This window comes from Sphingomonas sp. Leaf38 (assembly GCF_001421825.1).
In the GTDB taxonomy this organism is placed as follows: Bacteria; Pseudomonadota; Alphaproteobacteria; order Sphingomonadales; family Sphingomonadaceae; genus Sphingomonas.
The window spans coordinates 867973-894512 of record NZ_LMLD01000011.1 but is presented as its reverse complement, the minus strand read 5'-3'; the positions used below and the strand labels follow the sequence as shown (position 1 = coordinate 894512).

General features: G+C 67.6%; 25 protein-coding genes. 15 read left to right on the top strand and 10 right to left on the bottom strand.

Annotation, left to right across the window (positions count from 1 at the left end; translation table 11 throughout):
• Window positions 1-702, top strand: a complete 702-nt coding sequence (gene ctrA / locus ASE88_RS11495; protein WP_055872989.1) for a response regulator transcription factor CtrA — start codon at window positions 1-3, stop codon at window positions 700-702.
• Between the two features lie 127 nt (window positions 703-829).
• On the opposite strand, the gene ASE88_RS11490 is transcribed toward ctrA, so the two are convergent.
• Window positions 830-2257: a phospholipase D-like domain-containing protein gene (locus tag ASE88_RS11490; protein WP_055872992.1), complete on the bottom strand. Its 1428-nt coding sequence runs from the start codon at window positions 2255-2257 to the stop codon at window positions 830-832.
• Window positions 2258-2356: 99 nt separating this feature from the next.
• Here ASE88_RS11490 and dinB point away from each other — a divergent pair, with 99 nt between their 5' ends.
• Together dinB and ASE88_RS11480 are read left to right on the top strand one after the other, a co-directional pair.
• Window positions 2357-3439 carry a DNA polymerase IV gene (dinB, locus tag ASE88_RS11485; protein ID WP_056478202.1) on the top strand — a complete coding sequence of 361 codons (1083 nt, stop codon included), beginning with the start codon at window positions 2357-2359 and terminating at the stop codon, window positions 3437-3439.
• A gap of 58 nt (window positions 3440-3497) precedes the next feature.
• Window positions 3498-4676 carry an SET domain-containing protein gene (locus ASE88_RS11480; RefSeq protein ID WP_055872999.1) on the top strand — a complete coding sequence of 393 codons (1179 nt, stop codon included), beginning with the start codon at window positions 3498-3500 and terminating at the stop codon, window positions 4674-4676.
• Window positions 4677-4732: 56 nt separating this feature from the next.
• Here the strand turns inward: ASE88_RS11480 and ASE88_RS11475 are convergent, their stop codons facing one another.
• The 3 genes from ASE88_RS11475 to ASE88_RS11465 form a co-directional block, all read right to left on the bottom strand.
• A complete protein-coding gene (locus tag ASE88_RS11475) occupies window positions 4733-6616 on the bottom strand; it encodes a CHASE4 domain-containing protein (protein WP_235527912.1) in 1884 nt (627 codons plus the stop codon).
• Window positions 6616-8517, bottom strand: a complete 1902-nt coding sequence (locus tag ASE88_RS11470) for a putative bifunctional diguanylate cyclase/phosphodiesterase (protein ID WP_056478200.1) — start codon at window positions 8515-8517, stop codon at window positions 6616-6618. Before ASE88_RS11470 ends, ASE88_RS11475 begins: the two co-directional genes overlap by 1 nt.
• 91 nt (window positions 8518-8608) lie before the next feature.
• Window positions 8609-9523 carry an ROK family protein gene (locus ASE88_RS11465; RefSeq protein WP_055873005.1) on the bottom strand — a complete coding sequence of 305 codons (915 nt, stop codon included), beginning with the start codon at window positions 9521-9523 and terminating at the stop codon, window positions 8609-8611.
• Between the two features lie 187 nt (window positions 9524-9710).
• On the opposite strand from ASE88_RS11465, the gene ASE88_RS11460 reads away from it, so the two are divergent.
• The gene (locus ASE88_RS11460; protein WP_055873008.1) at window positions 9711-10319 is read left to right on the top strand and encodes a Dps family protein; all 609 of its coding nucleotides are present in this window, start codon (window positions 9711-9713) and stop codon (window positions 10317-10319) included.
• Window positions 10320-10467: 148 nt separating this feature from the next.
• Here the strand turns inward: ASE88_RS11460 and glmS are convergent, their stop codons facing one another.
• On the bottom strand, window positions 10468-12291 hold the full coding sequence (glmS, locus tag ASE88_RS11455) for a glutamine--fructose-6-phosphate transaminase (isomerizing) (RefSeq protein WP_055873011.1): 1824 nt from the start codon (window positions 12289-12291) through the stop codon (window positions 10468-10470).
• 23 nt (window positions 12292-12314) lie between these two features.
• Window positions 12315-13616: a bifunctional UDP-N-acetylglucosamine diphosphorylase/glucosamine-1-phosphate N-acetyltransferase GlmU gene (gene glmU / locus ASE88_RS11450; protein ID WP_056479423.1), complete on the bottom strand. Its 1302-nt coding sequence runs from the start codon at window positions 13614-13616 to the stop codon at window positions 12315-12317.
• 167 nt (window positions 13617-13783) lie between these two features.
• Between glmU and ASE88_RS11445 the strand changes: the two genes are divergently transcribed.
• Window positions 13784-14476: an HAD-IA family hydrolase gene (locus tag ASE88_RS11445; RefSeq protein ID WP_055873014.1), complete on the top strand. Its 693-nt coding sequence runs from the start codon at window positions 13784-13786 to the stop codon at window positions 14474-14476.
• Entirely contained in the window at window positions 14473-14832 is a 360-nt protein-coding gene (locus ASE88_RS11440) for a hypothetical protein (RefSeq protein ID WP_056478198.1), read from the top strand. Before ASE88_RS11445 ends, ASE88_RS11440 begins: the two co-directional genes overlap by 4 nt.
• On the opposite strand, the gene ASE88_RS11435 is transcribed toward ASE88_RS11440, so the two are convergent.
• Genes ASE88_RS11435 through ASE88_RS11420 form a run of 4 tightly spaced genes read right to left on the bottom strand, consistent with a single transcriptional unit; the run spans window position 14829 to window position 17374 of the window.
• Window positions 14829-15818 (bottom strand): nucleotidyltransferase family protein, encoded by a 990-nt coding sequence (locus tag ASE88_RS11435; protein WP_056478196.1) that lies wholly within the window; start codon window positions 15816-15818, stop codon window positions 14829-14831. The two genes, ASE88_RS11440 and ASE88_RS11435, sit on opposite strands and share 4 nt — an antisense overlap.
• Window positions 15803-16663, bottom strand: a complete 861-nt coding sequence (locus ASE88_RS11430) for an HprK-related kinase A (RefSeq protein WP_056478194.1) — start codon at window positions 16661-16663, stop codon at window positions 15803-15805. Before ASE88_RS11430 ends, ASE88_RS11435 begins: the two co-directional genes overlap by 16 nt.
• A complete protein-coding gene (locus ASE88_RS11425; RefSeq protein WP_056478193.1) occupies window positions 16660-16935 on the bottom strand; it encodes an HPr-rel-A system PqqD family peptide chaperone in 276 nt (91 codons plus the stop codon). Before ASE88_RS11425 ends, ASE88_RS11430 begins: the two co-directional genes overlap by 4 nt.
• 4 nt (window positions 16936-16939) lie before the next feature.
• Window positions 16940-17374, bottom strand: coding sequence for a hypothetical protein (locus ASE88_RS11420; RefSeq protein WP_055873028.1), 435 nt, complete (start codon window positions 17372-17374; stop codon window positions 16940-16942).
• 117 nt (window positions 17375-17491) lie between these two features.
• Between ASE88_RS11420 and ASE88_RS11415 the strand changes: the two genes are divergently transcribed.
• From ASE88_RS11415 to ASE88_RS11375, 9 genes are all read left to right on the top strand, one after another.
• Complete coding sequence (locus tag ASE88_RS11415) at window positions 17492-18718, top strand: ATP-binding protein (RefSeq protein WP_056478191.1); 1227 nt, start codon at window positions 17492-17494, stop codon at window positions 18716-18718.
• A gap of 46 nt (window positions 18719-18764) precedes the next feature.
• Complete coding sequence (locus tag ASE88_RS11410) at window positions 18765-19835, top strand: substrate-binding domain-containing protein (RefSeq protein ID WP_056478189.1); 1071 nt, start codon at window positions 18765-18767, stop codon at window positions 19833-19835.
• A gap of 268 nt (window positions 19836-20103) precedes the next feature.
• Window positions 20104-21480, top strand: a complete 1377-nt coding sequence (pstC, locus tag ASE88_RS11405; RefSeq protein WP_055873035.1) for a phosphate ABC transporter permease subunit PstC — start codon at window positions 20104-20106, stop codon at window positions 21478-21480.
• Window positions 21473-22771 (top strand): phosphate ABC transporter permease PstA, encoded by a 1299-nt coding sequence (pstA, locus tag ASE88_RS11400; protein ID WP_056478187.1) that lies wholly within the window; start codon window positions 21473-21475, stop codon window positions 22769-22771. Before pstC ends, pstA begins: the two co-directional genes overlap by 8 nt.
• Before the next feature lie 11 nt (window positions 22772-22782).
• On the top strand, window positions 22783-23550 hold the full coding sequence (pstB, locus tag ASE88_RS11395; protein WP_234422594.1) for a phosphate ABC transporter ATP-binding protein PstB: 768 nt from the start codon (window positions 22783-22785) through the stop codon (window positions 23548-23550).
• 14 nt (window positions 23551-23564) lie between these two features.
• Entirely contained in the window at window positions 23565-24254 is a 690-nt protein-coding gene (phoU, locus tag ASE88_RS11390) for a phosphate signaling complex protein PhoU (protein ID WP_055873040.1), read from the top strand.
• Window positions 24254-24946 carry a phosphate regulon transcriptional regulator PhoB gene (phoB, locus tag ASE88_RS11385; protein WP_055873047.1) on the top strand — a complete coding sequence of 231 codons (693 nt, stop codon included), beginning with the start codon at window positions 24254-24256 and terminating at the stop codon, window positions 24944-24946. The genes phoU and phoB overlap by 1 nt, the downstream gene beginning before the upstream one ends.
• Before the next feature lie 116 nt (window positions 24947-25062).
• On the top strand, window positions 25063-25431 hold the full coding sequence (locus tag ASE88_RS11380) for a hypothetical protein (RefSeq protein ID WP_055873050.1): 369 nt from the start codon (window positions 25063-25065) through the stop codon (window positions 25429-25431).
• A 97-nt stretch (window positions 25432-25528) separates the two neighbouring features.
• Entirely contained in the window at window positions 25529-26443 is a 915-nt protein-coding gene (locus tag ASE88_RS11375; protein WP_056478185.1) for an SDR family NAD(P)-dependent oxidoreductase, read from the top strand.
• Window positions 26444-26540: the final 97 nt, after the last annotated feature.

The window sequence follows — 26540 nt, the reverse complement described above, 5'->3', positions numbered from 1 at the left end:
ATGCGGGTGCTGCTGATCGAGGACGAGCCGACCACGGCGAAGGCGATCGAACTGATGCTGACGACCGAAGGGTTCAACGTCTACATCACCGATCTCGGGGAAGAAGGCCTCGATCTGGGCAAGCTGTATGATTACGATATCATCCTGCTCGACCTGAACCTGCCCGACATGCACGGCTATGACGTGCTGAAGCGCCTCCGGGTCGCGCGCGTGTCGACGCCGGTGCTGATCCTGTCCGGGGTCAACGAGATGGATTCGAAGGTCCGCAGCTTCGGCTTCGGCGCCGACGACTACGTCACCAAGCCGTTCCACCGCGAGGAACTGGTCGCGCGCATCCACGCCGTCGTCCGCCGCTCGAAGGGGCACAGCCAGTCGGTCATCCGGACCGGCAAGCTCGCGGTCAATCTCGACGCCAAGACGGTCGAGGTCGATGGCAGCCGCGTCCACCTGACCGGCAAGGAATATGCGATGCTCGAGCTGCTGTCGCTCCGCAAGGGCACGACGCTCACCAAGGAAATGTTCCTGAACCATCTCTATGGCGGGATGGACGAGCCCGAACTCAAGATCATCGACGTGTTCATCTGCAAGCTCCGCAAGAAGCTCAGCCTGGCATGCGATGGCGAGAATTACATCGAGACCGTCTGGGGTCGCGGCTATGTGCTGCGCGAACCCGACGAGGTGCTCGAAGCCCAGGTCGCGTAACTCCCCTGTAGGTTCGGGAGAGCAGGAGGCCGCGGTACCGGGGGGTGCCGCGGCCTTTCGCATATATGCGCGGTGGCAAACGAGGCATGCCCCCTCCCCCGCCAGAGGGAGGATCGAAGACCGCCCCTTATTTCCTGCGGCGCCACCGCCGGAACAGCCCGCGCTTGTCGAGCGACTCGAACATCTCCGCGGGCCCCTCGGGATCGAGCACTTCGTTGTCCGCCAGCCATTCCTCGACGGATGTCAGATCGGGGACCTCATAGGGCTGCAGCGTCCTGCCCGCGCCGCGCAGCCGCTCGATCGTCGCGATCAGCGAGCCGGTCTGCGCGATCAGATCGCTCACCACCGACACGTCGACGCCGAGATGCTCGGCGATCAGCCCGTCGCGGATCGCGGCGATACCCTTGGTCGTCGCTTCGTCGCTGGCCCGAATCGCCAGATCGCATTCGGTGTCGAGACGCAACGACCGGTTGTTCATGTTCGAAGAACCGAGCCGGAACACGTCCTCATCGGCGATCAGGATCTTGGCGTGGCAATAGATCGCTTCGCCACCGGCCGTGTACGGGTGGTACATCCGCAGCCGGCCATAAGTGTCGCGCCGGTGCAGCGCCTCCATCAGCCGCGCGCGCGCGGTATCCATCGCGATCGGTTCGAGCCAGCCCTGCGCGGTGGTCGGGTTGATGATCACGATCTCGGGGCCATTGGCCTCGCCGAGCCGCTTGGCGACCGCCTCGGCGATCTTACGCGACGCGAAATACTGACTCTCGATATAAAGATGCCGTTTGGCGCGCGCGATCTGGCCGAGGAACAGCGCCTCGCTTTCATAGACCGGGACCTGATCGGACATTTCGGGTTCGCTGCGCGCGATCGCGACGTCGACGTCGTGAAAATCGACCTCGAGCCCCTCGGGCCAGAGCGTACCGCCCGGCTTGCCCGCCGCCATCTTCATGCCCCCGGCAAGATGCCAGCGGCGCCGGAACAGCTCGCCCAGCGCATGCGCGATCGGACCCTGTACCGCGCTGATCGCGTCGTGCCACGGTTTATAGGGCTTGCCCGATGGCTGGACGCGGTGCGGTTCGTCATCGCGGTGATCGCGCGTGTCCCAGCGGTCCCCGGTCATGTCGATCCCGCCGCAGAACGCCAGTGCATCGTCGATGATGACGATCTTCTGGTGATGCGATGCAGCGGTCGGGTGATGCCCGTCGAGCTTGGTGTGGATGCGCTTGTGCTTCATCCATTTCAGCATCGTGAAGATCGTCGAGCCGCGGAACAGCGACTTGATCGCGCCGGTGTCCCAGCGCAGCACGAACACTTCGAGCTCGGGTTCGCGCTCGACCAGCCACAGCATGAAGTCGCCGAGCTTCTTGGGCTCGCCGGGCCGGTCGACGCCGGGCTCGAGCTCGATCCGTGCGTCGAAGTCCCATCCGATCAGCAGGATGCGGCGCTTGGCCGCCATCATCGCGACTCGCGCGGTACGGAAATACTTCTCCGCATCGACGATGACCGCCATCTGTTCGGCGCGCTCGACCCGCCAGCATTCCGTCCCGACCTGCATTCGCGTCCCTTCGTATGCCCGTCGGCAGTACCCATGGCTGCGCGATTGGTTGCGGATGCACCTGTATCACCGCGCGCCGCGCGCCTATCTAACGCGCTGATGCTTCCTCCTACCCAGCCTCCCGCCCAGCGCAAGGTGATCCATGTCGACATGGACGCCTTCTATGCGTCGGTGGAACAGCGCGACGATCCCTCGCTGCGGGGCAGGCCGGTCGCGGTCGGCGGCTCACGCGCGCGCGGCGTCGTCGCGGCGGCGAGCTACGAGGCGCGCGCCTTTGGCGTGCGCAGCGCGATGCCTTCGGTGACCGCGATCCGGCGCTGCCCCGACCTCGTCTTCGTCCCGCCGCGGTTCGACGTGTACCGTGGCGTGTCCGACCAGATCCGCGCGATCTTCGCCGATTATACCGCGCTGGTCGAACCGCTGTCGCTCGACGAGGCGTATCTCGACGTGACCGAGGACATCCGCGGCCTGGGCACCGCGGCGGCGATCGCAGAGGAAATCCGCGCGCGGATCAAGGCGGATACCGGGCTGACCGCCTCTGCGGGGGTGAGCTACAACAAGTTCATCGCCAAGCTGGCCTCTGACCAGAACAAGCCCGACGGGATGTGCATCATCACGCCGAAACGCGGGGCGGCGTTCGTCCAGTCGCTGCCGGTCAAGCGGTTCCACGGCGTCGGTCCGGTCACCGCGCAGAAGATGGAGCGGCTCGGAATCCTGACCGGCGCCGACCTGGTCGCGCAGAGCCTCGCGTTCCTCCAGCAGCATTTCGGCAGTTATGCGGGGTATCTGTATGGCGCGGCGCGCGGGATCGATCATCGACCGGTGCGGGTCGATCGAACGGCAAAGTCGGTCGGGGCGGAGCGCACGTTCGAGACCAATCTGAGCGACCCCGACGAGCTGCGCGCGGCGCTCGACCGGGTTGCGGATGCGGCATGGGTGCGGATCGAGCGGCATGGCACGCGCGGGCGAACGATCACGCTGAAACTGCGCCACGCCGATTTCCGGACAATCACGCGGGCGCGGTCCTCGCACGGCGCGGTGACGGACAAGGCGGCGTTCCTTGCCGCAGGGCTGGAGTTGCTGATGGCGCAGTTGCCCGTGCCCGACGGGGTGCGCCTGCTGGGTTTGACGCTGTCGGGGATCGTCGGCGACGACGACGAGGTTCAGCCGAGCCTGCTATGACGGCGACCCGCTCTGCGCGAGCGAGCGAGCGAGCGGCGGGGATGCTTTCCCGTAGACGATGGTTCACCGCGCGTTTACCTTCCGATCCGGGGAAACGGGGGATAGGGCGATCGAACTCTGGTTCATCATCGCAATGGGTCTGAGTGCGGCGGGCTATACGCTCTATCTCGCTGGATTGCAGCGGCATCTGGTCGAGCCCAATCGCGCGTCATGGCTGATCTGGAGCGCCGCCACGGGAATCGAGGCCGCAACCTATGCAGCGGTCAACCCGAACGCGCCGCAAAGCTGGATCTTCGGATTGTCCGCCCTCGCCTGTGCGGTGGTGACGCTGGTGATGTGGCGGCGCTCGCGGTGGCGTGCGCCGACGCCGAGCGAGACGGCGTGCATGGCCGCCGCGTTCGCCGCGATCCTGTTGTGGGTGGCGTTCCACGAGACATTCTGGGCGCATATGCTGGTCGTCGCGGCGGTCCCGATCAGCTTCTGGCCGACCTGGCAGAGCGTGTGGGAGGATCGCGCGCGCGAACGCTCGCCCGCCTGGGGATTGTGGACGCTCGGCGATCTTGCGACGCTGTTGCTGGCGACGCGGACGCACGGCTCGGGGGTCGGCGAGTATGGCTATATCCTGGTCGAGCTGCTCTGCCATGCGAGCGTGTGGTTCATGGTCGGGCTCGCGACGATCAATCCGGTGCGATCGTTCGGGCTGCGACGTGGCCGGTTCTTCATTCTCGACGCGTATCGGCCCGCGGCGAACCTGTTCGCGGTCGGCGAGACGCATCTCGGCAAGGCAGTCTATGCCGCCGCCGGGTTCGCGCAGGGCGAGACGGTGATCCGCTTCTCGGGGCGACGCGTCGGCGCGGATCGCGTCCCCGCGCTGATGCAGGGCACCGACGACCGCTTCGTGCAGATCACCGCGGACAGCTTCATGGGGCCATCGGGAAGGATCGACGACCTGATCAATCATAGCTGCGCGCCCAATACGGGTCTCAGATTCGGCGACGATGGCGTGATCCTGATCGCGCTCCGCGATATCGCGCCGGGCGAGGAGATCGCGTGGGATTATTCGACGACGCTGTCGCTGCCCGCGTGGCGGATGCCGTGTGCGTGCGGCAGCGCGGCATGTCGCGGAACGATCGGCGGGTTCGAGACGCTGCCCATCGAGCGGCAGCGCTGGTTTTTGGAACGAGACATGGTCGCGCCGTATCTGCGCGACGTGACACCCGACGTGCGGGCGGCCTAACCCCGCCGTCATTTCCGCCGTCATTCCCGGACTTGGCCCGGGGCGACGACGTCGATCTAGGCCGCCTGGGCCAACGCCTGATCCCCTGCGTGCAGCGTCAGGATCGCCACCGCGCCAAGCCCCGGACCGTCGCTCTCCAGCTTGAGCGAGCCCTCCATCGCGTTCATCGAATTGGCGCACCAGTGCAGCCCCAGACCGCCCGACTTGTGCGCGCGCGTCGAAAATCCGCGTTGGAACAGCGTCGCGGCGATCTCGGGCGAGAACCCCTCGCCGTCGTCGCGGATCGCGATCGTCACGCGGTCGTCCGCCTGCGTGATCGTCGCCGCGATCGAACCGCTGCCGGTGCCGCGCGCGACGATCGATTCGACCGCATTGCCGAACAGATTGCCGATCACCTGGCTGAGGATCACGCGGCTCGCCAGCACCGGGCTTGGCCCGGCGGGGAAGCTGAACGCGATCGACGCCCCTTGCGAATAGCGCGCGATCGTCGCGTTGCGCGCGATGATGTCGCTCACGTCGCACAGCTCCAGCACGGGGCGTTCGTGCGCCGCCCGCTGCTGCTGGCCGATGATTTCCAGGACGTGCGCCATCGCTTCGCGCCCGATCGTCAGCTCGCGGCGCGTGGCTTCGCGGTTGGCGATTTCCGCCTCTAGCGCGGCGGCGACGAACGCGGCGAGCTTCTGGCGGCGTGCGTCGGGCATGTCGCTGCGCGCGAGTTCGCCGATCGCGCGGTCGATCGTCGTACGGTCGACCGGCGCCGGTTGCGCGATACCCTGGCTGAGGATGGTGCTGATCGGATTGAGCGCGTTGCGGACATTGTGCATCACCGCGACCGCGCTTTCGCTGCGGCCCAGGTCGAACGACTGCACCTCGATCTGCTCGCGCAGGTCCTTCAACTGCCGCAGCATCGCATTGAAGCTGCGGCCGAGCGACCCGACCTCGTCGCGCCGGCCGTCTTCCTCGAGCAACGCAAGCGAGCCCGACGCGCGCACCCGCTGCATATGACCCTCGACGCGGTGGAGCGGACGCAGCACCAGCCGCTCGATCATCCGTCGCAGCACGATCAGCACCAGCAGCAACAGCATCGTCGAGCCCGCGACGGCGAGCAGCAGCATGCGCCGCCCAAGCAGCGAGACCTCCCGCGGGACGCTGAACCGCGTGCTGGCGACGGCGTGGCCGTCCGCCCCCGGGATCGGCACCGCGATCGTCAGCTTCGACCGGGTCGGCGTCACCGTCCCGCGGTCGGCGATCGCGGCGAGATCGATCCGTGCGTTGAGCTGGAGCAGCGCCGAGATCTGTTGCGAGGTGATCGCCCGCGCCATCAGCACATAGCCGCGGGCATCGCCGCTGCCGTCCGACCGACGGACGCGCGCGACACCGATCGCCGCCACCCGGTCGCCCACCCGCGCGTAGAAACGCCCGGAACTCTGTCGACCGACGACGCGCCCGAGATCCGTGCGGCCGATCATCGCGGTCAACCGGGACCGCAACGCCGGGCGCTCGACACCACTGACCGGATCACGCCAGCGGGCGATGACGATACGGCCGCCAGGCGTGACATAGGCCATGCCATCGACGCCGATGTTGCTCATCGCGAGCGGCGAGAAACTCTCGCGTTCGAACCGTGCATCGGGATGCGCCATATACGCATAGCTGTCGTTCCAGTCGCCGTAATCCCGGACCGCGTTCTCGACCTTCGCGGCGTATTCGGACAGCGCCGCGCGGGTCCGCTCGACATGCCCGGCGATCGCCTTGTCCTCCAGCTTGGTGAAGCTCGGCGTGATGATGCCGGCGAGCAGCAGCGTGATCGCCACTGCCGCGACCAGCCCGACCGCGGTCATGATCAGCACCAGCTTGGCGCCCAGCGACGAGGGCGTCCGCATCCGTCCGAACTGGCGTCCGACCGCTGGCGGCAACCGGCCCATCGCCGCGGATGGCATCAGCCACGCATCCCGAAGGTCTGGCGGATCGGCGGGCCCTCGCTCGAGACGTCGTCCTTGCCGATCAGCGTCCCCGCCTGCGCCATCGCCAGCGCGCGATCGGCGGTCACCGGCCGCGAGAAGAAATAGCCCTGGAGGTGGCTGGCACCCGCCAGGCGCAAGGCCTGGACCTGCGCCTCGGTCTCGACGCCCTCCGCGATCACGCCGAGCCCGAGCGCGCGGCCGAGATGGATGATCGAATGGACGATCGCCGCGCTTTCGCGCTCACGGCCCATCCCGTCGATGAACGACTTGTCGATCTTGAGACAGTCGAGCGCGAACTTGCGGATGTTGTAGAGGCTCGAATAGCCCGTGCCGAAATCGTCGAGCGCGATCCGGAAGCCCATCTGGCGCAGCTTGTAGAGCGTGTCGGCGGCGCGCTCGGCATCGTCGAAGATCGCGGTTTCGGTGATCTCGATCTGGAGCCGCGCGGGCGCGATCCCGGCGCGCTGGACGCTCTCCATGATGTGGCCGACGAAATTGTGGCGGCGGAACTGGCGCGGCGAGAAGTTCACCGAGACATATTGCCCCGGCCATTGCTTGAGCACTTCGAGCGCCTCGCGCAGCACCCAGTCGCCGAGTTCGTGGATGAGGTTCGATTCCTCCGCGATCGGAATGAAGGTGGCGGGGCTCATCGGCCCGTATTCCCTGGTGTTCCAGCGCACCAGCGCCTCGAACCCGACCACCTCGATCGCATCGCGCGAGACGATCGGCTGATAGACCAGGCTGAGCTCGCCCTTCGCGATCGCCTGGCTCAGGCCGCCCTCGACCCGGCGGCGGAAGCGGATGCCCTCGTCCATGCTTTCGTCGAACAGCCGGACGATGCCGCGTCCGCCGCGCTTGGCGTCGTTGAGCGCCAGATCGGCGCGGCGCATGACGTCGACCGGATCGCGCCCCTCGCCGCCCGCGGTGACGACGAGTCCCGCGGATGCGCCGCCCTGAACCGAATTGCCGAACACCTGGATACTGACCGAGCAGGCCGCGACGATCAGTTCGCAGGCCATCACCGCCGCCGCCTCGCCCGAAGTCTCGAACAGGATCCCGAATTCGTCGCCGCCAAGCCGGGCGACCAGCGCGCCGTCGGGGGTCGCGCGGTGGAGGATCGCGCAGATCTCGCGGATCAGCGCGTCGCCCGCCAGATGTCCCAGCGTGTCGTTGACCAGCTTGAACCGATCGAGATCGATCATGACGGTGGCGAACAGCCCGTCGCTGCGGGTCCGTGCCGCCAGCGCGCGGAGGAATGCGAGCCGGTTGGGCGCATCGGTCAGCGAATCATGCGTCGCGATATGGATCGCGCGGCTTTCGTTCGCGGCGAGTTCGGCGGCCTGTTCCTCGAGCTGCACCACTTGCGCCGCCAGCAGGTCGCGCGCGGTCGCCAGGTCGCGGTCGTTCTGCCAGCGCTGCGCCAGCGCGGTCGCGGTCTGGACGATCTCGGCGACCTCGAACGGCTTGGCGATGTAGAAGATCTTGTCGGCGGGGCCCGCAACCTTGCTGATCTCGACCGGCGAGAAATCCGAAAAGCCCGTGACGATGACGATGTTGATCGCCGGGTCGAGCGCGCGGATCCGCCTAGCCGTCTCGCGGCCATCGATCCCCGGTGGCATCCGCACGTCGATGAACGCGACCGCGAACGGCGTGCCCTGCGCCAACGCCCGTTCGACCGCGGCGACCGCATCGAGCCCCTGGTCGCAATGCGTCACCGCGAACGCCGGCGCATCGTCGACCGGTTCGACCACGTCGTCGCCAAACAGTTCGGCGGCCATCGCGTCGAGCGCGTCGGCCCCGTCAGACCGCTGACCGGCGAAGCTCCGCCGGTAGCTGTCGTGCATCGCCGGCTCGTCGTCCACGATCAGAATGTGCATCGAAAACCGCTCCTCGCCGGGCCCGGCCTTCGCCGTCCGGCGATGGCGTTGGTGCCTCCAACTCTTCCTATCGAGCGGTAACGAGATGCGGTTAAGAGGCCGTAAACGACGTTTCGAGATGATGGCCCAGCGCTTGCGCCCCCAGCACGATCGCACCGAGCGGTCCGGCATTGTTGCCGAGCGCGGGGGGGACGATGAAAGTGTCGGTGAGCGCGACCTCGGGCAGCGTGATATAGCCGCCCAGGCTGCGCGTCATCGCCGCACGGACGCGGGGGAACAAATGCGACGCCCCCATCACGCCGCCGCCCATGACGATCCGCCGCGGGATCCCCGTCAGCACCAGCGTATGGCACAGCTGCCCCAGCGCGTCGGCGACGCCATCCCACACCGGATGCTCGGCAGGCGCCTCGTCCGCGGGATGGCCGATCCGCGCGGCGATCGCCGGGCCGGCGACGAGCCCCTCGATGCAGGCACCGTGGAACGGGCAATTGCCGATCCAGTCGTCGCCTTGGAACCGCGCGGGTCGGATATGGCCGAGTTCGGAGTGCGTCAGTCCATCGACCGGGCGATGGTTCGCGATCATGCCGGCGCCGACGCCGGTGCCGACGGTGACATAGGCGATATCGGGCAGCCCCTTCGCCGCGCCCCAGAACGCCTCGGCCAGCGCCGCGCCGACGACGTCGCTGTGAAACCCGGTCGGCACGCCGTAGCGGCGCTGCAACCGACCCGCGACATCGGTGCCCGCCCAGCCCGGCTTGGGCGTCGACGTGATGTGGCCGTAATCATGCGAATGGCGATCGATCGAAACCGGACCAAAGCTGGCGATCCCGATCGCCACGAACCCGCTCCACCGGTCGAGCACGGCCTCGATCGCCGCCATCGTCTCTTCGGGACGGGTGGTCGGGATACGCACGGTTTCCTCAATCTGATCGGGACCTCGCGCAAGGATGCAGATGCATTTGGTCCCGCCGAGTTCGATACCTGCGACCAGAGGTGCTTCCGTCATCCCAAACTCCCAACATTTCGTGCCCGCCCGCTTCCTTTGCCCGCGCGCTCCCGTCAAGAGGGACGCGCGGCGCGCGCAGCGCGAGGCAGGTCCGGCCATTCACAGTGAACGATGATTTCGTCTGCTGTCGATCTGCCCGATCGTGCGTTATGCCTGTCGAGTTCATCCAAACAGACAGGAATTTGCGATGGCAAAGAAGCCCCCCAAGCCTACCGATATCGCTGGCGCCGTCTCGGCCGAGGCACAGCCACAGTACAAGGTCGAGTATCGCGAGATCCAGCCGTACGGCACGCTCAAGCGCCTGCCGATCGCGCTCGAGGACAATGCCCGCGCGCAGAGCGTCGCAACGCTGAACCAGGTTCTCGCCGACACGATGACGCTCCGTGACATGTACAAGAAGCATCACTGGCAGATGTCGGGTGCAACCTTCTACCAACTCCATTTGCTGCTCGACAAGCATTACGAGGAGCAGGCGGCGCTGGTCGATCTGGTCGCCGAGCGGATCATGGCGCTGGGCGGCATCTCGATCGCGATGGCGCACGACGTCGCCGAGATGACGACGATCCCCCGTCCGCCCAAGGGCCGCGAGGACGTGCCCACGCAGCTCGCGCGGCTGCTCGAAGCGCATGAGATCATCCTGCGCCAGGCGCACGAGGGCGCCGAAGCCGCCGACGAGTCGGGCGACGACGGCACCAACGACCTGCTGGTGAGCAACATCATCCGCACGCACGAGCCGCAGGTCTGGTTCCTGGCCGAGCATCTCGCCGCGACCGAACTGGTCCGCGACGACAAGTAATTGGCACAGCCCCGCATTCCCTCGTTTGAGGGGATGCGGGGAATTACGTCGCTCGGCTTGCACACCGTAACCCGTTCCGCCCTCCCCACGTCATCCTGACTTTCGTCAGGATGACGTGGGGGTTTGGCGCGCCGGAAAGCGAAGCCCGTTATTCGACGGTAACGCTCTTCGCCAGATTACGCGGCTGATCCACGTCCGTGCCCTTGAGCACCGCGACGTGATACGCCAGCAGCTGCACCGGCACCGCATAGACCAGAGGCGCGATCAGCGGGTGGACCTTGGGCATCGTGATCGTCGCCATGCAGCCCTCGCCGGCCGCCTGGATCCCGTCGTAATCCGAGATCAGCACGACCTTGCCGCCGCGCGCCATCACTTCCTGCATGTTGCTGACGGTCTTGTCGAACAGTGGCCCCGACGGTGCGATGACGATGACGGGGACATGCTCGTCGATCAGCGCGATCGGCCCGTGCTTCATCTCGCCCGCGGCATAGCCCTCGGCGTGGATGTAGCTGATTTCCTTGAGCTTCAGCGCACCCTCGAGCGCGAGCGGATAGTCCGTCCCACGGCCGAGATACAGCACGTCGCGCGCGCCGGCGACGTTGTGCGCCATCGCCTCGATCGCCTCGTCATACGCCAGCGCGCCGTTCAGCGCGGCAGGCGCCTCCGACAGATGCCGGACGATCTCGCGCTCTTGGTCCTTCGACAGCAGCCCCTTGGCGCGCGCCAGATTGGCGGCGAGCGCGGCCAGCACCGCAAGCTGACACGTGAAAGCCTTGGTCGACGCGACACCGATCTCGGGGCCGGCATGCGTCGGCAGCAACAGGTCCGCCTCGCGCGCCATCGAACTGGTCGGCACGTTGACGACGACCGCGATCTTCTGCCCCTCGGCCCTGGCGTGGCGCAGCGCCGCGAGCGTGTCCGCGGTCTCGCCCGATTGCGAGATGAACAGCGCAAGGCCGCCCTCCTCCATTACCGGCGCGCGGTAGCGGAATTCGGAGGCGACATCGAGGTCGACGGGGACGCGCGCGAACTGCTCGAACCAGTATTTGGCGACCATGCCGGCATAGAAGCTCGTCCCGCACGCGACGATCGTCACGCGCTTGATGGTCGAGAGGTCGAACTCGGGGATCGGCAGCGAGACCTCGCCCTCCATCCGCTTCAGATACGAGCGTAAAGTCTGCGCGACGACGATCGGCTGCTCGTAGATCTCCTTCAGCATATAATGCTTGTGGTTGCCCTTCGAGATCACCTCGCCGGTAATCCCCGACAGCGTGATCGCGCGCTCGACGGGCGTGTTGTCGCGGTCATAGACCTGCGCGCCGTCGCGCGTCAGCACGACCCAGTCGCCCTCGTCGAGATAGGCGATACGCTGAGTCAGCGGGGCGAGCGCGAGCGCGTCCGAGCCGAGATACATTTCGCCGTCACCATGGCCGACGACCAGAGGTGAGCCAAGCCGCGCGCCGATCAGCAGATCAGGGTGCTGACGGAACAGGATCGCGAGTGCGAACGCGCCGTGCAACCGCGGCAGGATCTCGCGGACCGCGGACACGGGGTCCATCCCCGCCTCGACCTTCTCGCTGACCAGATGCGCGACGACTTCGGTGTCGGTCTCGCTGGTGAAGGTGCGGCCCCGCGCGATCAGTTCGTCGCGCAGCGGCTTGAAATTCTCGATGATGCCGTTGTGGACGACTGCGACTTCGCCCGTCGCATGCGGGTGCGCGTTGTTGGTGGTCGGCCCGCCATGCGTCGCCCAGCGGGTATGCGCGATACCGGTCTTGCCGGGCAGCGGGTGCGCGGCGAGTTCGTTCGCCAGGTTGACGAGCTTGCCCGATGCGCGACGCCGGTCGATCGCGCCGTCATGGTCGGTCGCGATCCCCGCCGAATCATAGCCGCGATATTCGAGGCGTTTGAGGCCATCGAGCAACCGCCCCGCAACGTCTTCGCCGCTCAGAATTCCAACGATGCCACACATCAGATCTTACTCCAGAAACGCGCTTATCGGGCGGCCTTGCGGGCTGCCATCTTCTCACGGAACCGCGCGGCCCAGCCGGGCCTGGCGACCTGTAGGGGACGGACCAGCGCAAGCGCATCGGCCTCGACGTCCTGCGTCACGACCGAGCCTGCCGCGACGATCGCGCCCGCGCCGATCGTCACGGGCGCGACGAGTGCGGAGTTCGAGCCGATGAACGCGCCGTCGCCGACGACCGTACGGTATTTGAAATAGCCGTCGTAATTGCAGGTGATCGTGCCCGCGCCGATGTTCGCGCCCGCACCGATGTCGGCGTCGCCGATATAGGTCAGGTGGCTGACCTTCGCGCCCTTGCCGATGATGGCCGTCTTGACCTCGACGAAATTGCCGACCTTGGCGTCCGCACGCAGGTCCGCGCCGGGGCGCAGCCTTGCAAACGGGCCGACATTGGCGCCGGCCCCCACGGTTGCGCCCTCGACATGGCTGAACGCGTGGATCGTCGCGCCATCGGCCACACGCGCGCCGGGGCCGAAGACGACGTTGGGTTCGATCACGACGTCGCGGCCGATGATCGTGTCGTGCGCGAACCAGACGGTATCGGGTGCGATCAGCGTGGCGCCGTCGGCCATCGCCTGCGCGCGTCGCGTCGCCTGCCAGGCGCGCTCGACGCCGGCGAGTTCGCCGCGACTGTTGACGCCGGCGACTTCGTCCGCGCCGGTTTCGATCACGGCGGAGGCGCGGCCATCCTCGCCCGCCAGCCCGACGATATCGGTCAGGTAATATTCGCCCGCGGCATTGTCGTTGCCGAGCCGGTCGAGCAGTGCGAACAGGTCGGTCGACCGCACCGCCATCAGCCCGGAATTGCACAGCGTCACCGCGCGTTCCGCCGCCGACGCGTCCTTGTACTCGACGATCCGGTCCATCCGGCCCGCGGCGTCGGCGATCACGCGACCATAGGCGCCGGGCTCGGCGGGGCGGAAGCCGAGCACAATTACGGCCGGCGTGTCGTCACCATGCAACCGGTCGATCATCCGCTGCATCGTCGCGGCGGTGACCAGGGGCACGTCGCCGTAGAGGATCAGCACGTCGCCTTCGAACCCGGCGAGTGCCGCGCGCGCCTGCGCAACGGCATGGCCGGTGCCGAGCTGTTCCGCCTGAAGCGCGGTGGCGATGCCCAAGGGCGCGACTGCGGCCTCGACCTGCGCGCGCCCGGCCCCCGTCACGACGACCGTCTTGGCGGGGTGCAGCGTCGCGGCGCTCGCGACCAGATGCAGCAGCATCGGCCGCCCGGCGATCGGGTGAAGCACCTTGTGCAGATCCGATTTCATCCGCGTCCCCTTACCCGCGGCGAGGATCACGACGGCGATAGGGGGCGCGCTGGGGGGGGCGCTGAGATCGCCCGGAATCGGCTGGTCGTTGGAAAGCGTCGTCATGGAAGGATCGCTGCCACGAAAGCCTTGCCAATTCCATAGCGGCGCTGGCAGGCCCCTGCGCAATGACGCATTTTTCATTCGATATCGTCGGTTTCGACCTCGACGGCACCCTGCTCGACACCAGCGGCGATCTCGCCGCCGCGGTCAATCATGCGCTCGCCTCGGTCGACCGGCCCCCGCTCGACGTCGAGCAGGTCAAGCCGATGATCGGCGGTGGCGCGCGTCACATGCTGAAGCAGGGCCTGACCGCGACCGGCGGCTATGACGAGGCGATGCTCGACCCGCTGCACGCCACGCTGCTCGCTTATTACGAGGCCCATATCTGCGTGCTGACCAAGCCCTATCCGGGCGCGATCGACGCGCTCGACGCGCTGGCGGCGCGGGGCGTGACACTCGGGATCGTGACCAACAAGGTCGAGCGGTTCGCGCGGATCGTGCTGGGCGAACTCGGACTGACCGAGCGGTTCGCCTGCATCCTCGGCGGCGATACGCTGCCCGAGTCGAAGCCATCGCCGATGCCGATCCATGCGATGGTGAAGCTGTGTCGTGAACATGGCGGCGGCGGTAACGGTGGCGGGCGCGCCGCGTTCGTCGGCGATTCGATCTTCGACATCAAGGCCGGGCAAGCCGCGGGACTGCCGACGATCGCGTGCAGCTTCGGCTTCCTGATGCAGCCGGTCGCGGAGCTCGGCGCCGACGCGGTGATCGACGGTTACGACGAATTGCTGCCGACGCTGGACCGGCTCGGCGCATGAACCGGACCGGCCTCACGCGTATCGCGCTGGTCGTGGCCGTGATCTTCGCGGTGACGATGGCGCTGCTGCCGAAGCCGCCGCACCTGCCGATCGACCAGTTCGGCGACAAGGTCGGGCATATGCTCGCCTTTGCGACGATCGCCTTGCTGGCGGCGCTGTCGTTTCCGACCGCGCGGCTGTTCCGGATCGGCGAACGCCTGTCGTTTCTCGGGGCGATGATCGAGGTGTTGCAGTCGATCCCGTCGCTGCACCGCGATTGCGATATCCAGGACTGGATCGCCGACACGTTGGCGATCACGGTGGTATTGCTGGCGGTCTGGTCGGTCCGTCGCGGGCGTGGTGCGCGGTTGAACTAGGCCTTCCGCCACTTCGTCCAAAGATGGCGGGCGAGCATCGCGGGGGGCATCCGCAACCCGTGCGAGCGGATGTAGAAACCGAACCGGGTCAGCGGGCGGATCGGCCGGCCCCAGCCGTCTCGCGCGGTCAGGCGGCGGACATAGAGGCGATCGATACCGCGCGCGATGCCGTCACCGAACACCGCGTCGACCAGCCGGAGCGATCGCGCCACTTCGCGGTGCAAGCCGTGGTGGCGCGCGGCCGCGGCCAGCCCGGCGGTGCCGAACGCGTCGACCAGACAGCGAATGTCCCAGAGATTGCGCAGGCCGCCGGCAAGGTCTCCATCGGCGAACAGATGCGCTGCGGCGTGGATGATCATCCCGGTGGGGGATAGCGTGCGCAGGCCGTTCTCGAGCGCAACGCTATCGGTGATCAGCGCCTCTGCGTCGGGCGTGATCCGCGCGGTCAACGGCAGGATGGTGTGGTGGACGTCGATCATCCGGTCGCGCTCGCGGTGGATCAGCGGCGGCAGCTCGTGCATCCAGCGGCGATAATAGACGTCGTCATACGGATCGGGCTTCACCCATTCCCACCCCGCCGCGAGGAGCGCCGCCTCGACCGCGTCGAGCGATGCGCGCGGCACCAGGATATCCAGATCGCCGATCGACCGCCCCTGCCCCGCCGCCAGCCCGGCCGCGACGAACGCAGTCCCCTTCAGCAGCACGACCGGGCAATCGAGCCCGGCGAGCGCGCGCCGTGCCATCTCCGCCTCCCACAGCGCCGCCCGGCGCCCGTGCGCCGCCGCCGCCCGAGCATCGGCAAGGATCGCCTTCACCGCACCCGGCATCGGCAAGCCGTCGAGCCGTAGCGCCAACGTGCCGATCAGCTGTTCCGCACGCGCCATCGTCAGCAACGCGGTCCAGCCGTCCGCGTCGAGCCCGGCGACCTGCGCAGGGTCGGCCAGCGCGCGCGCCAAGATGCGCGCGTCGGTCACAGATCCGCCCATAGCGCCTCGACCTGTTCGATCGCGCGCGTACCGTCGGGATAGTCCACCGCGATCGACGGCACCGCGGCGATCAGCCCGGTCAACGCGCGAAAGCCCGCCTCGCCGAGCGACACATAGTTGGTCGAGGCCTGCGTCATCCGCACGAACGCCTCGCCGGGCGGGACCGACCGCGCCTCGGACTCGAAGCCATAGCGCGGGAAGACCAGCAACGCCGGCCGCGCGGGGACGTCCATTGCCGCGATCGCGCGCGCATCGGGGACCATGTGGCGGATGTCGCCCTTCGGCGTCGCACGCAACAGCGGCCCCATCCTTGCGTCGGGCGCTGCCGCCTCGGCCGCGCCGATCGCCGCGTTCTTCAGGCTGATCAGCCGGGGAAATGCATGGACCTGCGCCGTCACCGGATCGAGCAGCACGAACTCGTCCCCCATGAACCGCCAGCCCCGCGCCGCGAGCAGCGTCGCCAGTGTCGACTTGCCCGCCCCCGAAACGCCGGTCATCAACAGTGCCCGGCCATCGCGCTCGACCGCCGAGGCGTGCAGCAGCAGATACCGCCGCGCGCCCAAGGCCATCTGCAGGTTCATCGCCATCTCGGCGGCGAGCAGGCCCTGGCGCAGCGGCAACGGCGCGGCTTCGGGCAGCATGTAGTCACCGCCGATTTCGACCGAGGGGCGGAGAAAGCGTCGCCAGGGTCGACGCGCGAACAGACGGACGGTGAAGTCGGGCACGCCGTCCAACGGCTTGGGATAGTCGCGGTACAGCGTCTCGAGCTGCGCGATCGGCCCGCGCCAGTCCGCGCCGATCCGGAAGCCGACCGGACCGATCCGCACGGAAAACGCGTGTCTCATACGCGCTCGACCAGCCCCGCCTCCACCAGTTCGTCGAGCCGCGCCGTCAGGGCCTCGCGGGTGCCGTCGGCGAGGTCATAATCCCGCCCGAGCCGGTCGAGCAGCGCATCGAGTGACCACGCGCCCGCCTGCACCGCAACCAGGATCTGCGGCGCGGGTTCGGTCAGCAGATGCGTGATCCCCGACGCACGGTGATAGACCGCGGTGAACTCGTCGAGCGGCGCGATCAGCAGGCCGTCGCTCGGCGGTGCGCGATAGACCGCATCCTCCACGGCCTCATCCGCGCGGCATCTGCAACGATGCGAAGCACGTGAAGCCGCCCTGGCCGCGCTGCAACCGGCGAATATATTTGACGTAGGCACGGCTACGCTCCGAATCGGTACCGGGCAGCGTGCTGCCATTCGCCATCGCGCGCTTGACCTCCTCGCCCTTGAACGGACGCGGTGACGACGGGAACGCCCCGCGCGTCCGGGCGGGGACGACCCTGCCGTCCGCATCGATATAGCTGCCCGCGCGGCTTGCATCGGGGACGGGAATCTCGCAGTTCAGCACCGATCCTGCGGTCTGCGCGAGCGCGGGCCGGATCGACATCACCGCGCCGGCCGTCACCGCACCGAGCGCGAGCACGCGCCGCCGCGACGGCACGCCGGTCTGCGCTGTGGTGTCCGAACCATCTGCCGGGCTCTGCTTGGATCGCGTGTCGTCGCTCATGATGCCCCTGCTATACCGCAGCCCTTTCATAATCCTGAAGCGCTGACAATATAGCCGCGCCGATCGTACCGAACTAGGACGAACGCGCGCAATGCCTTCCGCGCCCTGGAGATCACAATGCTGTCGGGATTTGGCCTGCGTACCTTCTGGGCGATCGTCGTCGTCGTCGTCGCGGCGATCGCGGTGTTCGCGATCACCCGCGATATCCAGGGTGCGATCGTCGCGGTGGTCGGCGGGATCGCCGCCGCGCTGGTCGCCGCGGGCACCGGCGACGAGGATGCGCCCCCGGACGACGCCGCGCTTACCGCGCCAGCGGTGCTCGACGACGTGCTCGATGCGATCGTCGCGCCGGTGCTGCTGGTGCACGACGGACGGGTGACGCTGGCCAATCGCGCGGCCAGGACGCTGCTTGGCACGCATATCCTGGGCGAGGACGCGCGGGTCGCGATCCGCCATCCCGCCGCCGCCGAGCGGCTGGGCACGCCCGGGCCGATCGACGGCGAACGCCCGATCGAACTCGTCGGACTCGGCACGCGCGACCAGCGCTGGGAAATGCGGCTGAGCGAGGCGTCGGACGGGCAGCGGATCGTCCATCTGGTCGACCAGACCGGGAATTACGCCGCCGAGCGGATGCGGATCGACTTCGTCGCCAATGCCAGCCACGAATTGCGGACGCCGCTCGCGTCGATCCTCGGCTTCATCGAGACGCTGCGGGACGAGGCGGGAGAGGACGCCGAAGTCCGCGCGCGCTTCCTGAAGGTGATGGATGACGAGGCGCGGCGGATGCAGCGACTGGTCGAGGACCTGATCTCGCTGTCGCGCATCGAGGCGGAGAAATTCCGCCTGCCCGACCAGGCGGTCGATCTTGCGCAGTTGGTCGAGGACACCTGCGAGGAACTCGCCGACGCGGCGGGCGATCGTGGGCAGGATCTGATGGCGACGATCGATTCGGCGTTGCCGGCGGTATCGGGGGATCGCGTCCAGCTGTCGCAGATGCTCCACAACCTGATCGGCAACGCGATGAAATACGGTCGCGCGGGGACGCCGGTGACGATCGCGCTGAAACGCGACGATGCCGGCATGATCCGCCTGTCGATCCGCGACGAGGGCGACGGGATCGCGGCGGTCCACATCCCGCGACTGACCGAGCGCTTCTATCGCGCCGACGCGGGACGCAGCCGCTCGCTCGGTGGCACCGGCCTCGGTCTTGCGATCGTCAAGCATATCGTCGAGCGGCACCGCGGGCGGCTCGACATCGCCAGCCAAGTGGGAGTTGGCACCACCGTCTCGGTGATCCTGCCACCGAGCGGCGGCGCGACAAAAGGCGGTGTCATAAAAGGGTAACGCGACTGTCACACAGGATCGCCTTAAGTACCGCTAAGGCCGGTGCATGGCGGGAATTCTGGTGCAGCGGATCGTTCTTCTAGGGGTGTTGGGGGCGGTGTCGGGCGCGCTGGCCGCGTGCGTCGATCAGGCGAACGGCGGCGGCGCAGGGTCGCGCGACCAGATCACCGCGGTCGGATCGTCGACCGTCTATCCGTTCACGACGATGATCGCCGAGCAGCTCGTCGCCAACGATCCCGATGCCAAGGCGCCGGTGATCGAATCGACGGGCACCGGCGCGGGGATGAAGCTGTTCTGCGCCGGGATCGGTGCCGCGCATCCCGATATCGAGGACGCGTCGCGCCGGATGAAGGCGAGCGAGTATAAGGACTGCGCCGCCAACGGCGTGCGCGACGTGATGGAAATCCAGATCGGAATCGACGGCATCGCGTTCGCCGAGGCGAAGAACGGCCCGAAGATGCAGCTCACGCCGACCGATCTCTACAAGGCGCTCGCCGCCAGTCCGGGTGGCAAGACGAATACCGCGCGGGTCTGGCGCGACGTCAACCCGGCGCTGCCCGCGGTGCCGATCCAGGTCTACGGGCCACCGGCCACGAGCGGGACGCGCGATGCGCTCGCCGAGCTGATCCTGACCAAGGGGTGCGAGGATAGCGATCCCTCGGCGAAGGCGCTCGCGAAGTCCGATGCGGAGGCGCACAAGGCGTTGTGCACGCGGGTCCGCGAGGACGGCGTGTATGTGGACGCGGGCGAGAACGACAATCTGATCGTGCAGAAATTGCAGTCGAATCCCAATGCCATCGGCGTGTTCGGCTACAGCTATCTCGAAGAGAATAAGGACGCGGTGAACGGCGTGTCGATCTCGGGGGTCGCGCCGACCTATGCGACGATCGCCGACAACGCGTATCCGGGGTCCCGGCCGCTTTATATCTACGTGAAGAAGGCGCATCTGACCGCGATTCCGGGCTTGCGCAATCTGCTGAAACTGTACGCGGCGAACTGGGGCACGACCGGACCGCTGGTGAAGCGCGGGCTGATCGCGGCGCCGGCTGCGATCCAGGCGCGCTCGGCGGCGATCATTGCGAACGAGACGGTACTCGATCCGGCGGTGCTGAAGTGACGCGGTCTCTCCCTCCTCTCCCCTCCTTGGTTCCCCCGCGGACGCGGGGGCCCAGGAGCCGCGTGAGCCATCGGCACTTAGCTGGGCCCCCGCGTCCGCGGGGGAACGGGCGTGGGGTGAAGATCTCGCGTACTACGACCACCACCCCGGCGAAGGCCGGGGTCCAATTGGGCGACCTTCGATTGGCTCACGCTGCGCGCGCTTATTTCGACCTTCCCATTTGGGCCCCGGCCTCCGCCGGAGTGGATGAAATGGGGGGCAACGCCTGATGTCGGCCATCGCGCTCCTCTTCCTCGTCCTCGGTCTTGGCCTGATCGGCTGGCTCACCGCGCGCGTCCGCGCCACGCGCTTCCGCGCCGGCAGCACCGCGCGGTTCAGTTCGCTGCCCTCGCATCATGGCTGGTACGTCGCGCTGTGGACGGCGATCCCGCCGCTCGTCTTCCTTGCGGTCTGGTCGATGACCGCGCCCGCGCTGGTCACCGATGCGGTGCTCGCCACCCCCGCCGCGGTGCAGCTTCCCGCCCCGGGCTTCGATCGCGCGTCGATCCTGTCGGAGGCGCGCAGCCTCGCCGAGGGGCGCAGCTTTGGCGCGTTCCACGCGCTCTCGCAGACGCTGGCCCCCGCCTATGCCGCCGCGCAGACGCGCTACGACTGGATCGCGACCGCGCTTGCATTGCTGCTCGCCTTCGCCGGCGGCGCGTTCGCGTTTACGCGGGTCCGGCCCGGTTTCGGGGCGCGCACGCAGGTCGAGCGCGTCGTGATGCTGCTGCTGCTCGGCGCGTCGCTGATCGCGATCCTGACCACGGTCGGCATCGTCGGCTCGCTGCTGTACGAATCCGCGCGGTTCTTCTCGGTCGTGCCGATCACCGATTTCCTGTTCGGCACGCACTGGAGCCCGCAAGTCATCGACGGCCGCGATCCGGGCGCATCGCTCGGCGCGGTGCCGCTGTTCTGGGGGACGTTCTTCATCGGCGCGGTGATCGCGATGATCGTCGCCATCCCGTTCGGCCTGATGAGCGCGATCTACCTCACCCAATATGCCGCACCCACCACGCGCAAATGGATGAAGCCGATCCTCGAGATGCTCGCGGGCGTGCCGACCGTCGTCTACGGCTATTTCGCCGCGCTCACCGTCGCCCCCGCGGTGCGTGATTTTGCGGTGTCGATCGGGATCAGCTGGGCCTCGTCCGAGAGCGCGCTCGCCGCCGGCCTCGTGATGGGCATCATGATCATCCCGTTCGTCTCGTCGATGGCCGACGATTCGATCGCAGCGGTCCCGTCGTCGATGCGCGACGGGAGCCTCGCGATGGGCGCGACCTCGTCCGAGACGATCCGCCGCGTGCTGCTGCCCGCCGCGCTGCCCGGCGTCGTCGGCGGCGTGTTGCTCGCAGTATCGCGCGCGATCGGCGAGACGATGATCGTCGTCATGGCCGCGAGCGGCGTGGCCACGCTCACGCTCAACCCGTTCGCCAGCACCACCACCGTCACCAAGCAGATCGTCGACCTGCTGACCGGCGAGGCCGAGTTCGACAGCCCCAAGACGCTCGCCGCGTTCGCGCTGGGCCTGACGCTGTTCGTGGTCACGCTCCTTCTCAACATCGTCGCGCTGCGCGTCGTGAAACGGTACCGCGAAGCCTATGAGTGATACGCTCGTGCCCCAGAGTCCTACGACGAACGCCGAGCCGGTGCGCCGCGTCCCGACCGACTGGACGACGCAGGCGATGCAGTCGCGGATCCGCCGCCGCTATGCGTCGGAGCGCCGCTTCCGCTTCGCCGGGCTCGCTGCCGTGTGGCTGTCCGCGGCATTCCTCGCCTATCTGCTGTTCTCGATGGTGAGCCAGGGCGCGAGCGGCTTCGTCGAGACGCGCGTGTCGCTGCCGGTCGATCTCGCCGCCGCCAAGCTGCCGGTCGAGCCCGCGCACCTCGTCGGTCGCGGGGCCGATCTTGCGCTCGCCGGCGCGGGTCTCGAAGGCACCGTCGATCTCGCCGCCACCAAGGCGTTCGGCAAGGACGGCACCGATCTTCTCTCCGACGGCGCCTGGGCAGTGGTCCGCGACGCGATCAAGGCCGATCCGTCGCTGCTCCAGCGCAAGACCGTGTTCGACGTCCCCGTCTCCAGCCCGATCGACGTCGCCGCCAAGGGCAACGGCACGCGCGACGCCGAAGCCGTCGTCGCGCGGTTGAAAGCGAAAGGCGTGCTGACGCGCGGCTTCAACGCCGGCTTCCTGACCGCGGCGGACTCGACCGACGCCACCCGCGTCGGCATCTGGGGCGCGTTCAAGGGATCGTTGCTGACGATGGTCGTCACGCTGCTGCTCGCCTTCCCGATCGGCGTGCTGTCCGCGCTGTATCTTGAGGAATATGCGCCCAAGAACCGCTGGACCGACCTGATCGAGGTGTCGATCAACAACCTCGCCGCGGTCCCCTCGATCATCTTCGGGCTGCTGGGCCTCGCGGTGTTCCTCGGCACGTTCGGCATGCCGCGCTCGGCGCCGATCGTCGGCGGGCTGACGCTGGCGCTGATGACGATGCCGGTGATCGTCATCGCCGGCCGCAACGCGATCAAGAGCGTGCCGCCGTCGATCCGCGACGCCGCGCTCGGCATCGGCGCGTCGCCCGTCCAGGTCGTGTTCCACCACGTGCTGCCGCTTGCCTTGCCCGGCATCCTCACAGGGACGATCATCGGCATGGCGCGTGCGCTGGGCGAGACCGCACCGTTGCTGATGATCGGCATGCGCGCGTTCATCGCCGCGCCGCCGTCGGGCCTCAATGATCCGGCGACCGTGCTGCCCGTCCAGATCTTCCTGTGGTCCGATCAGGTCAGCCGCGGCTTCGTCGAGAAGACGTCCGCCGCGATTATCGTCCTGCTCGTCTTCCTGCTCGCGATGAACGGCGTCGCGATCTACCTCCGTAACCGATTCGAGACCCGCTGGTGATGCCAAAGCCCATGAAAGCCCCCGTCCTGAAGATGACGGCGCGCAACGTCTCCGTCGCGTACGGCAGCAAGATCGCGATCAACGACGTGTCGATCGACGTCGACCAGGACGAGGTCGTCGCGTTCATCGGCCCGTCGGGCTGCGGCAAGTCGACCTTCCTGCGCACCTTGAACCGCATGAACGACACCGTCGCCAGCGCACGCGTGACGGGCGAGATCAAGCTCGACGGCCAGGACATCTATTCGCCCGACATGGACGTGGTGCAGCTGCGCGCCCGCGTCGGCATGGTGTTCCAGAAGCCGAACCCCTTCCCCAAATCGATCTACGAGAACGTCGCTTACGGCCCGCGCATCCACGGGCTGGCGGGTGCGAAGGCGGATCTCGACCGGATCGTCGAGAAGTCGCTGCGCCGCGCCGGGCTGTGGGACGAGGTCAAGGACCGGCTGAGCGACAGCGGCACCGCGCTGTCGGGTGGCCAGCAGCAGCGGCTGTGCATCGCCCGCGCGATCGCGGTCGACCCCGAGGTCATCCTGATGGACGAGCCGTGCTCGGCGCTCGACCCGATCGCGACCGCCAAGATCGAGGAGCTGATCCACGAACTGCGCGGCCGCTATGCGATGGTGATCGTCACGCACAACATGCAGCAGGCCGCGCGCGTCAGCCAGAAGACCGCGTTCTTTCACCTCGGCACGCTCGTCGAATACGGCAACACCTCCGACATCTTCACCAATCCCCGCGAAGAGCGGACCAAGGATTACATCACCGGCCGGTACGGCTGAGTGGAGGACCACGCATGAACACGCATACGGTCAAGGCCTTCGATAACGATATCGGCGAGCTGCGCGGGTTGATCTCGCAGATGGGCGGGCTCGCCGAGGACGCGATCGACAAAGCGATGCAGGCGCTGCAACGCAACGACATCGCGCTCGCCGAGCAGGTACGCGCTGCCGACAAGCAGATCGACGTGATCGAGGCGGAGGTCGAGCGGCTTGCGGTGCGGATCATCGCGCTGCGCGCGCCGATGGCGGTCGATCTTCGCGAGGTGGTTGCCGCGCTGAAGATCGCGGGCGTCGTCGAGCGGATCGGCGATTACGCCAAGAACATCGCCAAGCGCGTGCCGATGATCGATGGCGAGCACCGGATCGAGCCGATCTCGATCCTGCCCGCGATGGGCCGGATGGCGAGCGAGATGGTCCACGACGTACTCGACGCGTTCGCCAAGCGCGATGCCGAAGAAGCGGTGCGGGTGGTCGAGAGCGACGCTGCACTGGACGATTTCTACGACAGCATCTTCCGCACGCTCGTCACCTATATGGTCGAGAACCCCCGGACGATCGGGCAGGTCGCGCATCTGTTGTTCGTCGCCAAGAATCTCGAGCGGATCGGCGACCATGCCACCAACGTCGCCGAGATGGTCTATTTCGCCGCGACCGGCACGCAGATGGTCGATCGCGAACGCGGCATAAAGAAGGAGCAGGCATAATGGCACGCGCGAAGATGCTGCTGGTCGAGGACGATGCCGCCCTCGCCGAACTGCTGGTCTGGCATTTCAAGCGCGAGGATTTCGAGATCGCGCACACCCCCGATGGCGAGGAGGCGTTGCTGCTCGCCAAGGAGAAGGTGCCCGACATCGTCCTGCTCGACTGGATGGTCGAGGGGCTGTCGGGGATCGAGGTCTGCCGTCGCCTGCGCCGCGCGCCCGAGACGCAGAACGTGCCGATCATCATGCTCACCGCGCGGGGTGAGGAAGAAGACCGCGTCCGCGGGCTCGAGACCGGCGCCGACGACTACGTCACCAAGCCCTTCTCGCCACGCGAACTCGTCGCCCGCGTCGGCGCGGTCCTGCGCCGCGTCCGCCCCGCACTCGCGGGCGAAGCGCTGAGCTATGCCGACATCGAGATGGACACGGTCGGCCACAAGGTCCGCCGCTCGGGAGAGGTCGTCTCGCTTGGACCGACCGAGTTCCGGCTGTTGAAGCATTTCCTCGAGCATCCCGGCTGGGTGTTCTCACGCGAACGGCTGCTCGATGCGGTGTGGGGGCATGATTCGGATATCGAGAGCCGCACCGTCGACGTGCATATCCGCCGGCTGCGCAAGGCGATCAACGTCGGCGAGCGTCCGGACATCATCCGCACCGTCCGTTCGGCAGGCTATTCGCTCGATACGGGGGGATAAGGACTCTGTCCGGCGGTGGGGCGAATGGAATCGGATGCGAAACGAAGGACCCAAGCGCGACTTAGTGCGTTCAGACGTCGCGCTACCAAAATGGTGCACCCATTTAGGAGATTCCTATGAAGTCCATCCTTCTCGCCGCTGCCGCTCTTCTCGCGTCGCCCGTGATCGCCCAGACGACGCCGCCGGCAGACCCGGCCGCGCAGACCGCGCCGGCCGATCCCGCGATGCAGACGGCACCGGCGGACCAGACCGCCCCCGCGGATCCCGCAGCCCCCGCCGATCCGGCGATGGCCGCACCGGCAGATCCGGCAGCAGCCCCCGCGCCCATGGCAGGCGCACCGATGGCAGGCGCGCCGATGGCGCCCGGCGCCGGCCGGGTCACCTTCGGTCAGCCGACCGTGACGCCGCCGACCCCGGCACCTGCCGAGTATCCGGTGTGCTCGAAGACGGTCAAGGACGGCTGCCGTAACCGCGGCGGCAAGTAACTGACGTCGATGCAGGCGGCGGACGATCCGCCGCTTGCACGGCCAGCTTTACGTTCTAGGAAAGGCGCTCCAACGATAAGAGAGGAGCGCCTTTTCCATGTCCGGAAACTTTGGGTCCATTCGCTTTGATGACAAGGTGGCGATCGTCACCGGCGCAGGCGGCGGTCTCGGTCGCGAATATGCGCTCGAACTCGCCCGCCGCGGCGCGAAGGTGGTCGTCAACGATCTCGGCGGTTCGCGCGACGGCACCGGTCATTCCGACGCCGCGCTGAAGGTCGTCGAGGAGATCGAGGCCGCCGGCGGCACCGCGATGGCGAACGGCGGCAGCGTCACCGATTATGACCAGATGGTCGAGATGGTCGCCAAGGCGTCCGAGGCCTGGGGCGGCGTCCACGTCCTCATCAACAACGCTGGCGTCCTGCGCGACAAGAGCTTCGCCAAGATGGAGCCCGCCGACTTCAAGTTCGTCGTCGACGTCCATCTCAACGGCTCGGCCAACGCCACAAAGGCGGTGTGGGAAACGATGCGCGCGCAGAATTACGGCCGCATCCTGATGACCGCGTCGTCGACCGGTCTCTACGGCAATTTCGGCCAGGCAAACTACGGCGCGGCCAAGCTCGGCCTTGCGGGCCTGACCAAGACGCTCGCGATCGAGGGCGCGAAGACCAACATCAGGGTCAACACGATCGCCCCGACCGCGGGCACGCGGATGACGCAGGACATCTTCCCCGAAGAGGCGTTCAAGGCGTTCTCCCCCGACAAGGTCGCGCCTGCGGCGGTGTTCCTCGTCTCGGAGGATGCGCCCACCAACATGATCGTCGGCGCCGGCGCGGGCGTGTTCCAGGCGGCGTATGTGACGCTGACGCAAGGCGCGCTGCTGACCGGCGACGACCTGTCGGTCGAGGGTATCGCAGCACATTGGGACGCGATCATCGACCGCACGGGCGAGGTCGTACCGCAGTCGGGCTCCGAACAATCGATGAGCATCCTGGCAAAGCTGCAGGGGCGGTAGGACTGATCGAGCGGACGTCGTCGTATCGAACGACCGCGGGGCGGTCATCAGGCCGATAGGCGCGATGACTGCCCCGGACGTCACCGGACGTCACCGG

Coding starts and splice junctions, on each gene's coding strand:
- ASE88_RS11440 (WP_056478198.1), top strand. CDS start 14,473: ATGAACCGGACCGGCCTCACGCGTATCGCGCTGGTCGTGGCCGTGATC.
- ASE88_RS11415 (WP_056478191.1), top strand. CDS start 17,492: ATGCTGTCGGGATTTGGCCTGCGTACCTTCTGGGCGATCGTCGTCGTC.
- ASE88_RS11480 (WP_055872999.1), top strand. CDS start 3,498: ATGGTTCACCGCGCGTTTACCTTCCGATCCGGGGAAACGGGGGATAGG.
- ASE88_RS11475 (WP_235527912.1), bottom strand. CDS start 6,616: ATGCCATCCGCGGCGATGGGCCGGTTGCCGCCAGCGGTCGGACGCCAG.
- ASE88_RS11420 (WP_055873028.1), bottom strand. CDS start 17,374: ATGAGCGACGACACGCGATCCAAGCAGAGCCCGGCAGATGGTTCGGAC.
- ASE88_RS11430 (WP_056478194.1), bottom strand. CDS start 16,663: ATGAGACACGCGTTTTCCGTGCGGATCGGTCCGGTCGGCTTCCGGATC.
- pstB (WP_234422594.1), top strand. CDS start 22,783: ATGAAAGCCCCCGTCCTGAAGATGACGGCGCGCAACGTCTCCGTCGCG.
- phoB (WP_055873047.1), top strand. CDS start 24,254: ATGGCACGCGCGAAGATGCTGCTGGTCGAGGACGATGCCGCCCTCGCC.
- ASE88_RS11410 (WP_056478189.1), top strand. CDS start 18,765: ATGGCGGGAATTCTGGTGCAGCGGATCGTTCTTCTAGGGGTGTTGGGG.
- dinB (WP_056478202.1), top strand. CDS start 2,357: ATGCTTCCTCCTACCCAGCCTCCCGCCCAGCGCAAGGTGATCCATGTC.
- ASE88_RS11470 (WP_056478200.1), bottom strand. CDS start 8,517: ATGCACATTCTGATCGTGGACGACGAGCCGGCGATGCACGACAGCTAC.
- pstC (WP_055873035.1), top strand. CDS start 20,104: ATGTCGGCCATCGCGCTCCTCTTCCTCGTCCTCGGTCTTGGCCTGATC.
- ASE88_RS11465 (WP_055873005.1), bottom strand. CDS start 9,523: ATGACGGAAGCACCTCTGGTCGCAGGTATCGAACTCGGCGGGACCAAA.
- ASE88_RS11460 (WP_055873008.1), top strand. CDS start 9,711: ATGGCAAAGAAGCCCCCCAAGCCTACCGATATCGCTGGCGCCGTCTCG.
- glmU (WP_056479423.1), bottom strand. CDS start 13,616: ATGAAATCGGATCTGCACAAGGTGCTTCACCCGATCGCCGGGCGGCCG.
- ASE88_RS11490 (WP_055872992.1), bottom strand. CDS start 2,257: ATGCAGGTCGGGACGGAATGCTGGCGGGTCGAGCGCGCCGAACAGATG.
- ASE88_RS11375 (WP_056478185.1), top strand. CDS start 25,529: ATGTCCGGAAACTTTGGGTCCATTCGCTTTGATGACAAGGTGGCGATC.
- ctrA (WP_055872989.1), top strand. CDS start 1: ATGCGGGTGCTGCTGATCGAGGACGAGCCGACCACGGCGAAGGCGATC.
- pstA (WP_056478187.1), top strand. CDS start 21,473: ATGAGTGATACGCTCGTGCCCCAGAGTCCTACGACGAACGCCGAGCCG.
- ASE88_RS11445 (WP_055873014.1), top strand. CDS start 13,784: ATGACGCATTTTTCATTCGATATCGTCGGTTTCGACCTCGACGGCACC.
- ASE88_RS11435 (WP_056478196.1), bottom strand. CDS start 15,818: ATGGGCGGATCTGTGACCGACGCGCGCATCTTGGCGCGCGCGCTGGCC.
- phoU (WP_055873040.1), top strand. CDS start 23,565: ATGAACACGCATACGGTCAAGGCCTTCGATAACGATATCGGCGAGCTG.
- glmS (WP_055873011.1), bottom strand. CDS start 12,291: ATGTGTGGCATCGTTGGAATTCTGAGCGGCGAAGACGTTGCGGGGCGG.
- ASE88_RS11380 (WP_055873050.1), top strand. CDS start 25,063: ATGAAGTCCATCCTTCTCGCCGCTGCCGCTCTTCTCGCGTCGCCCGTG.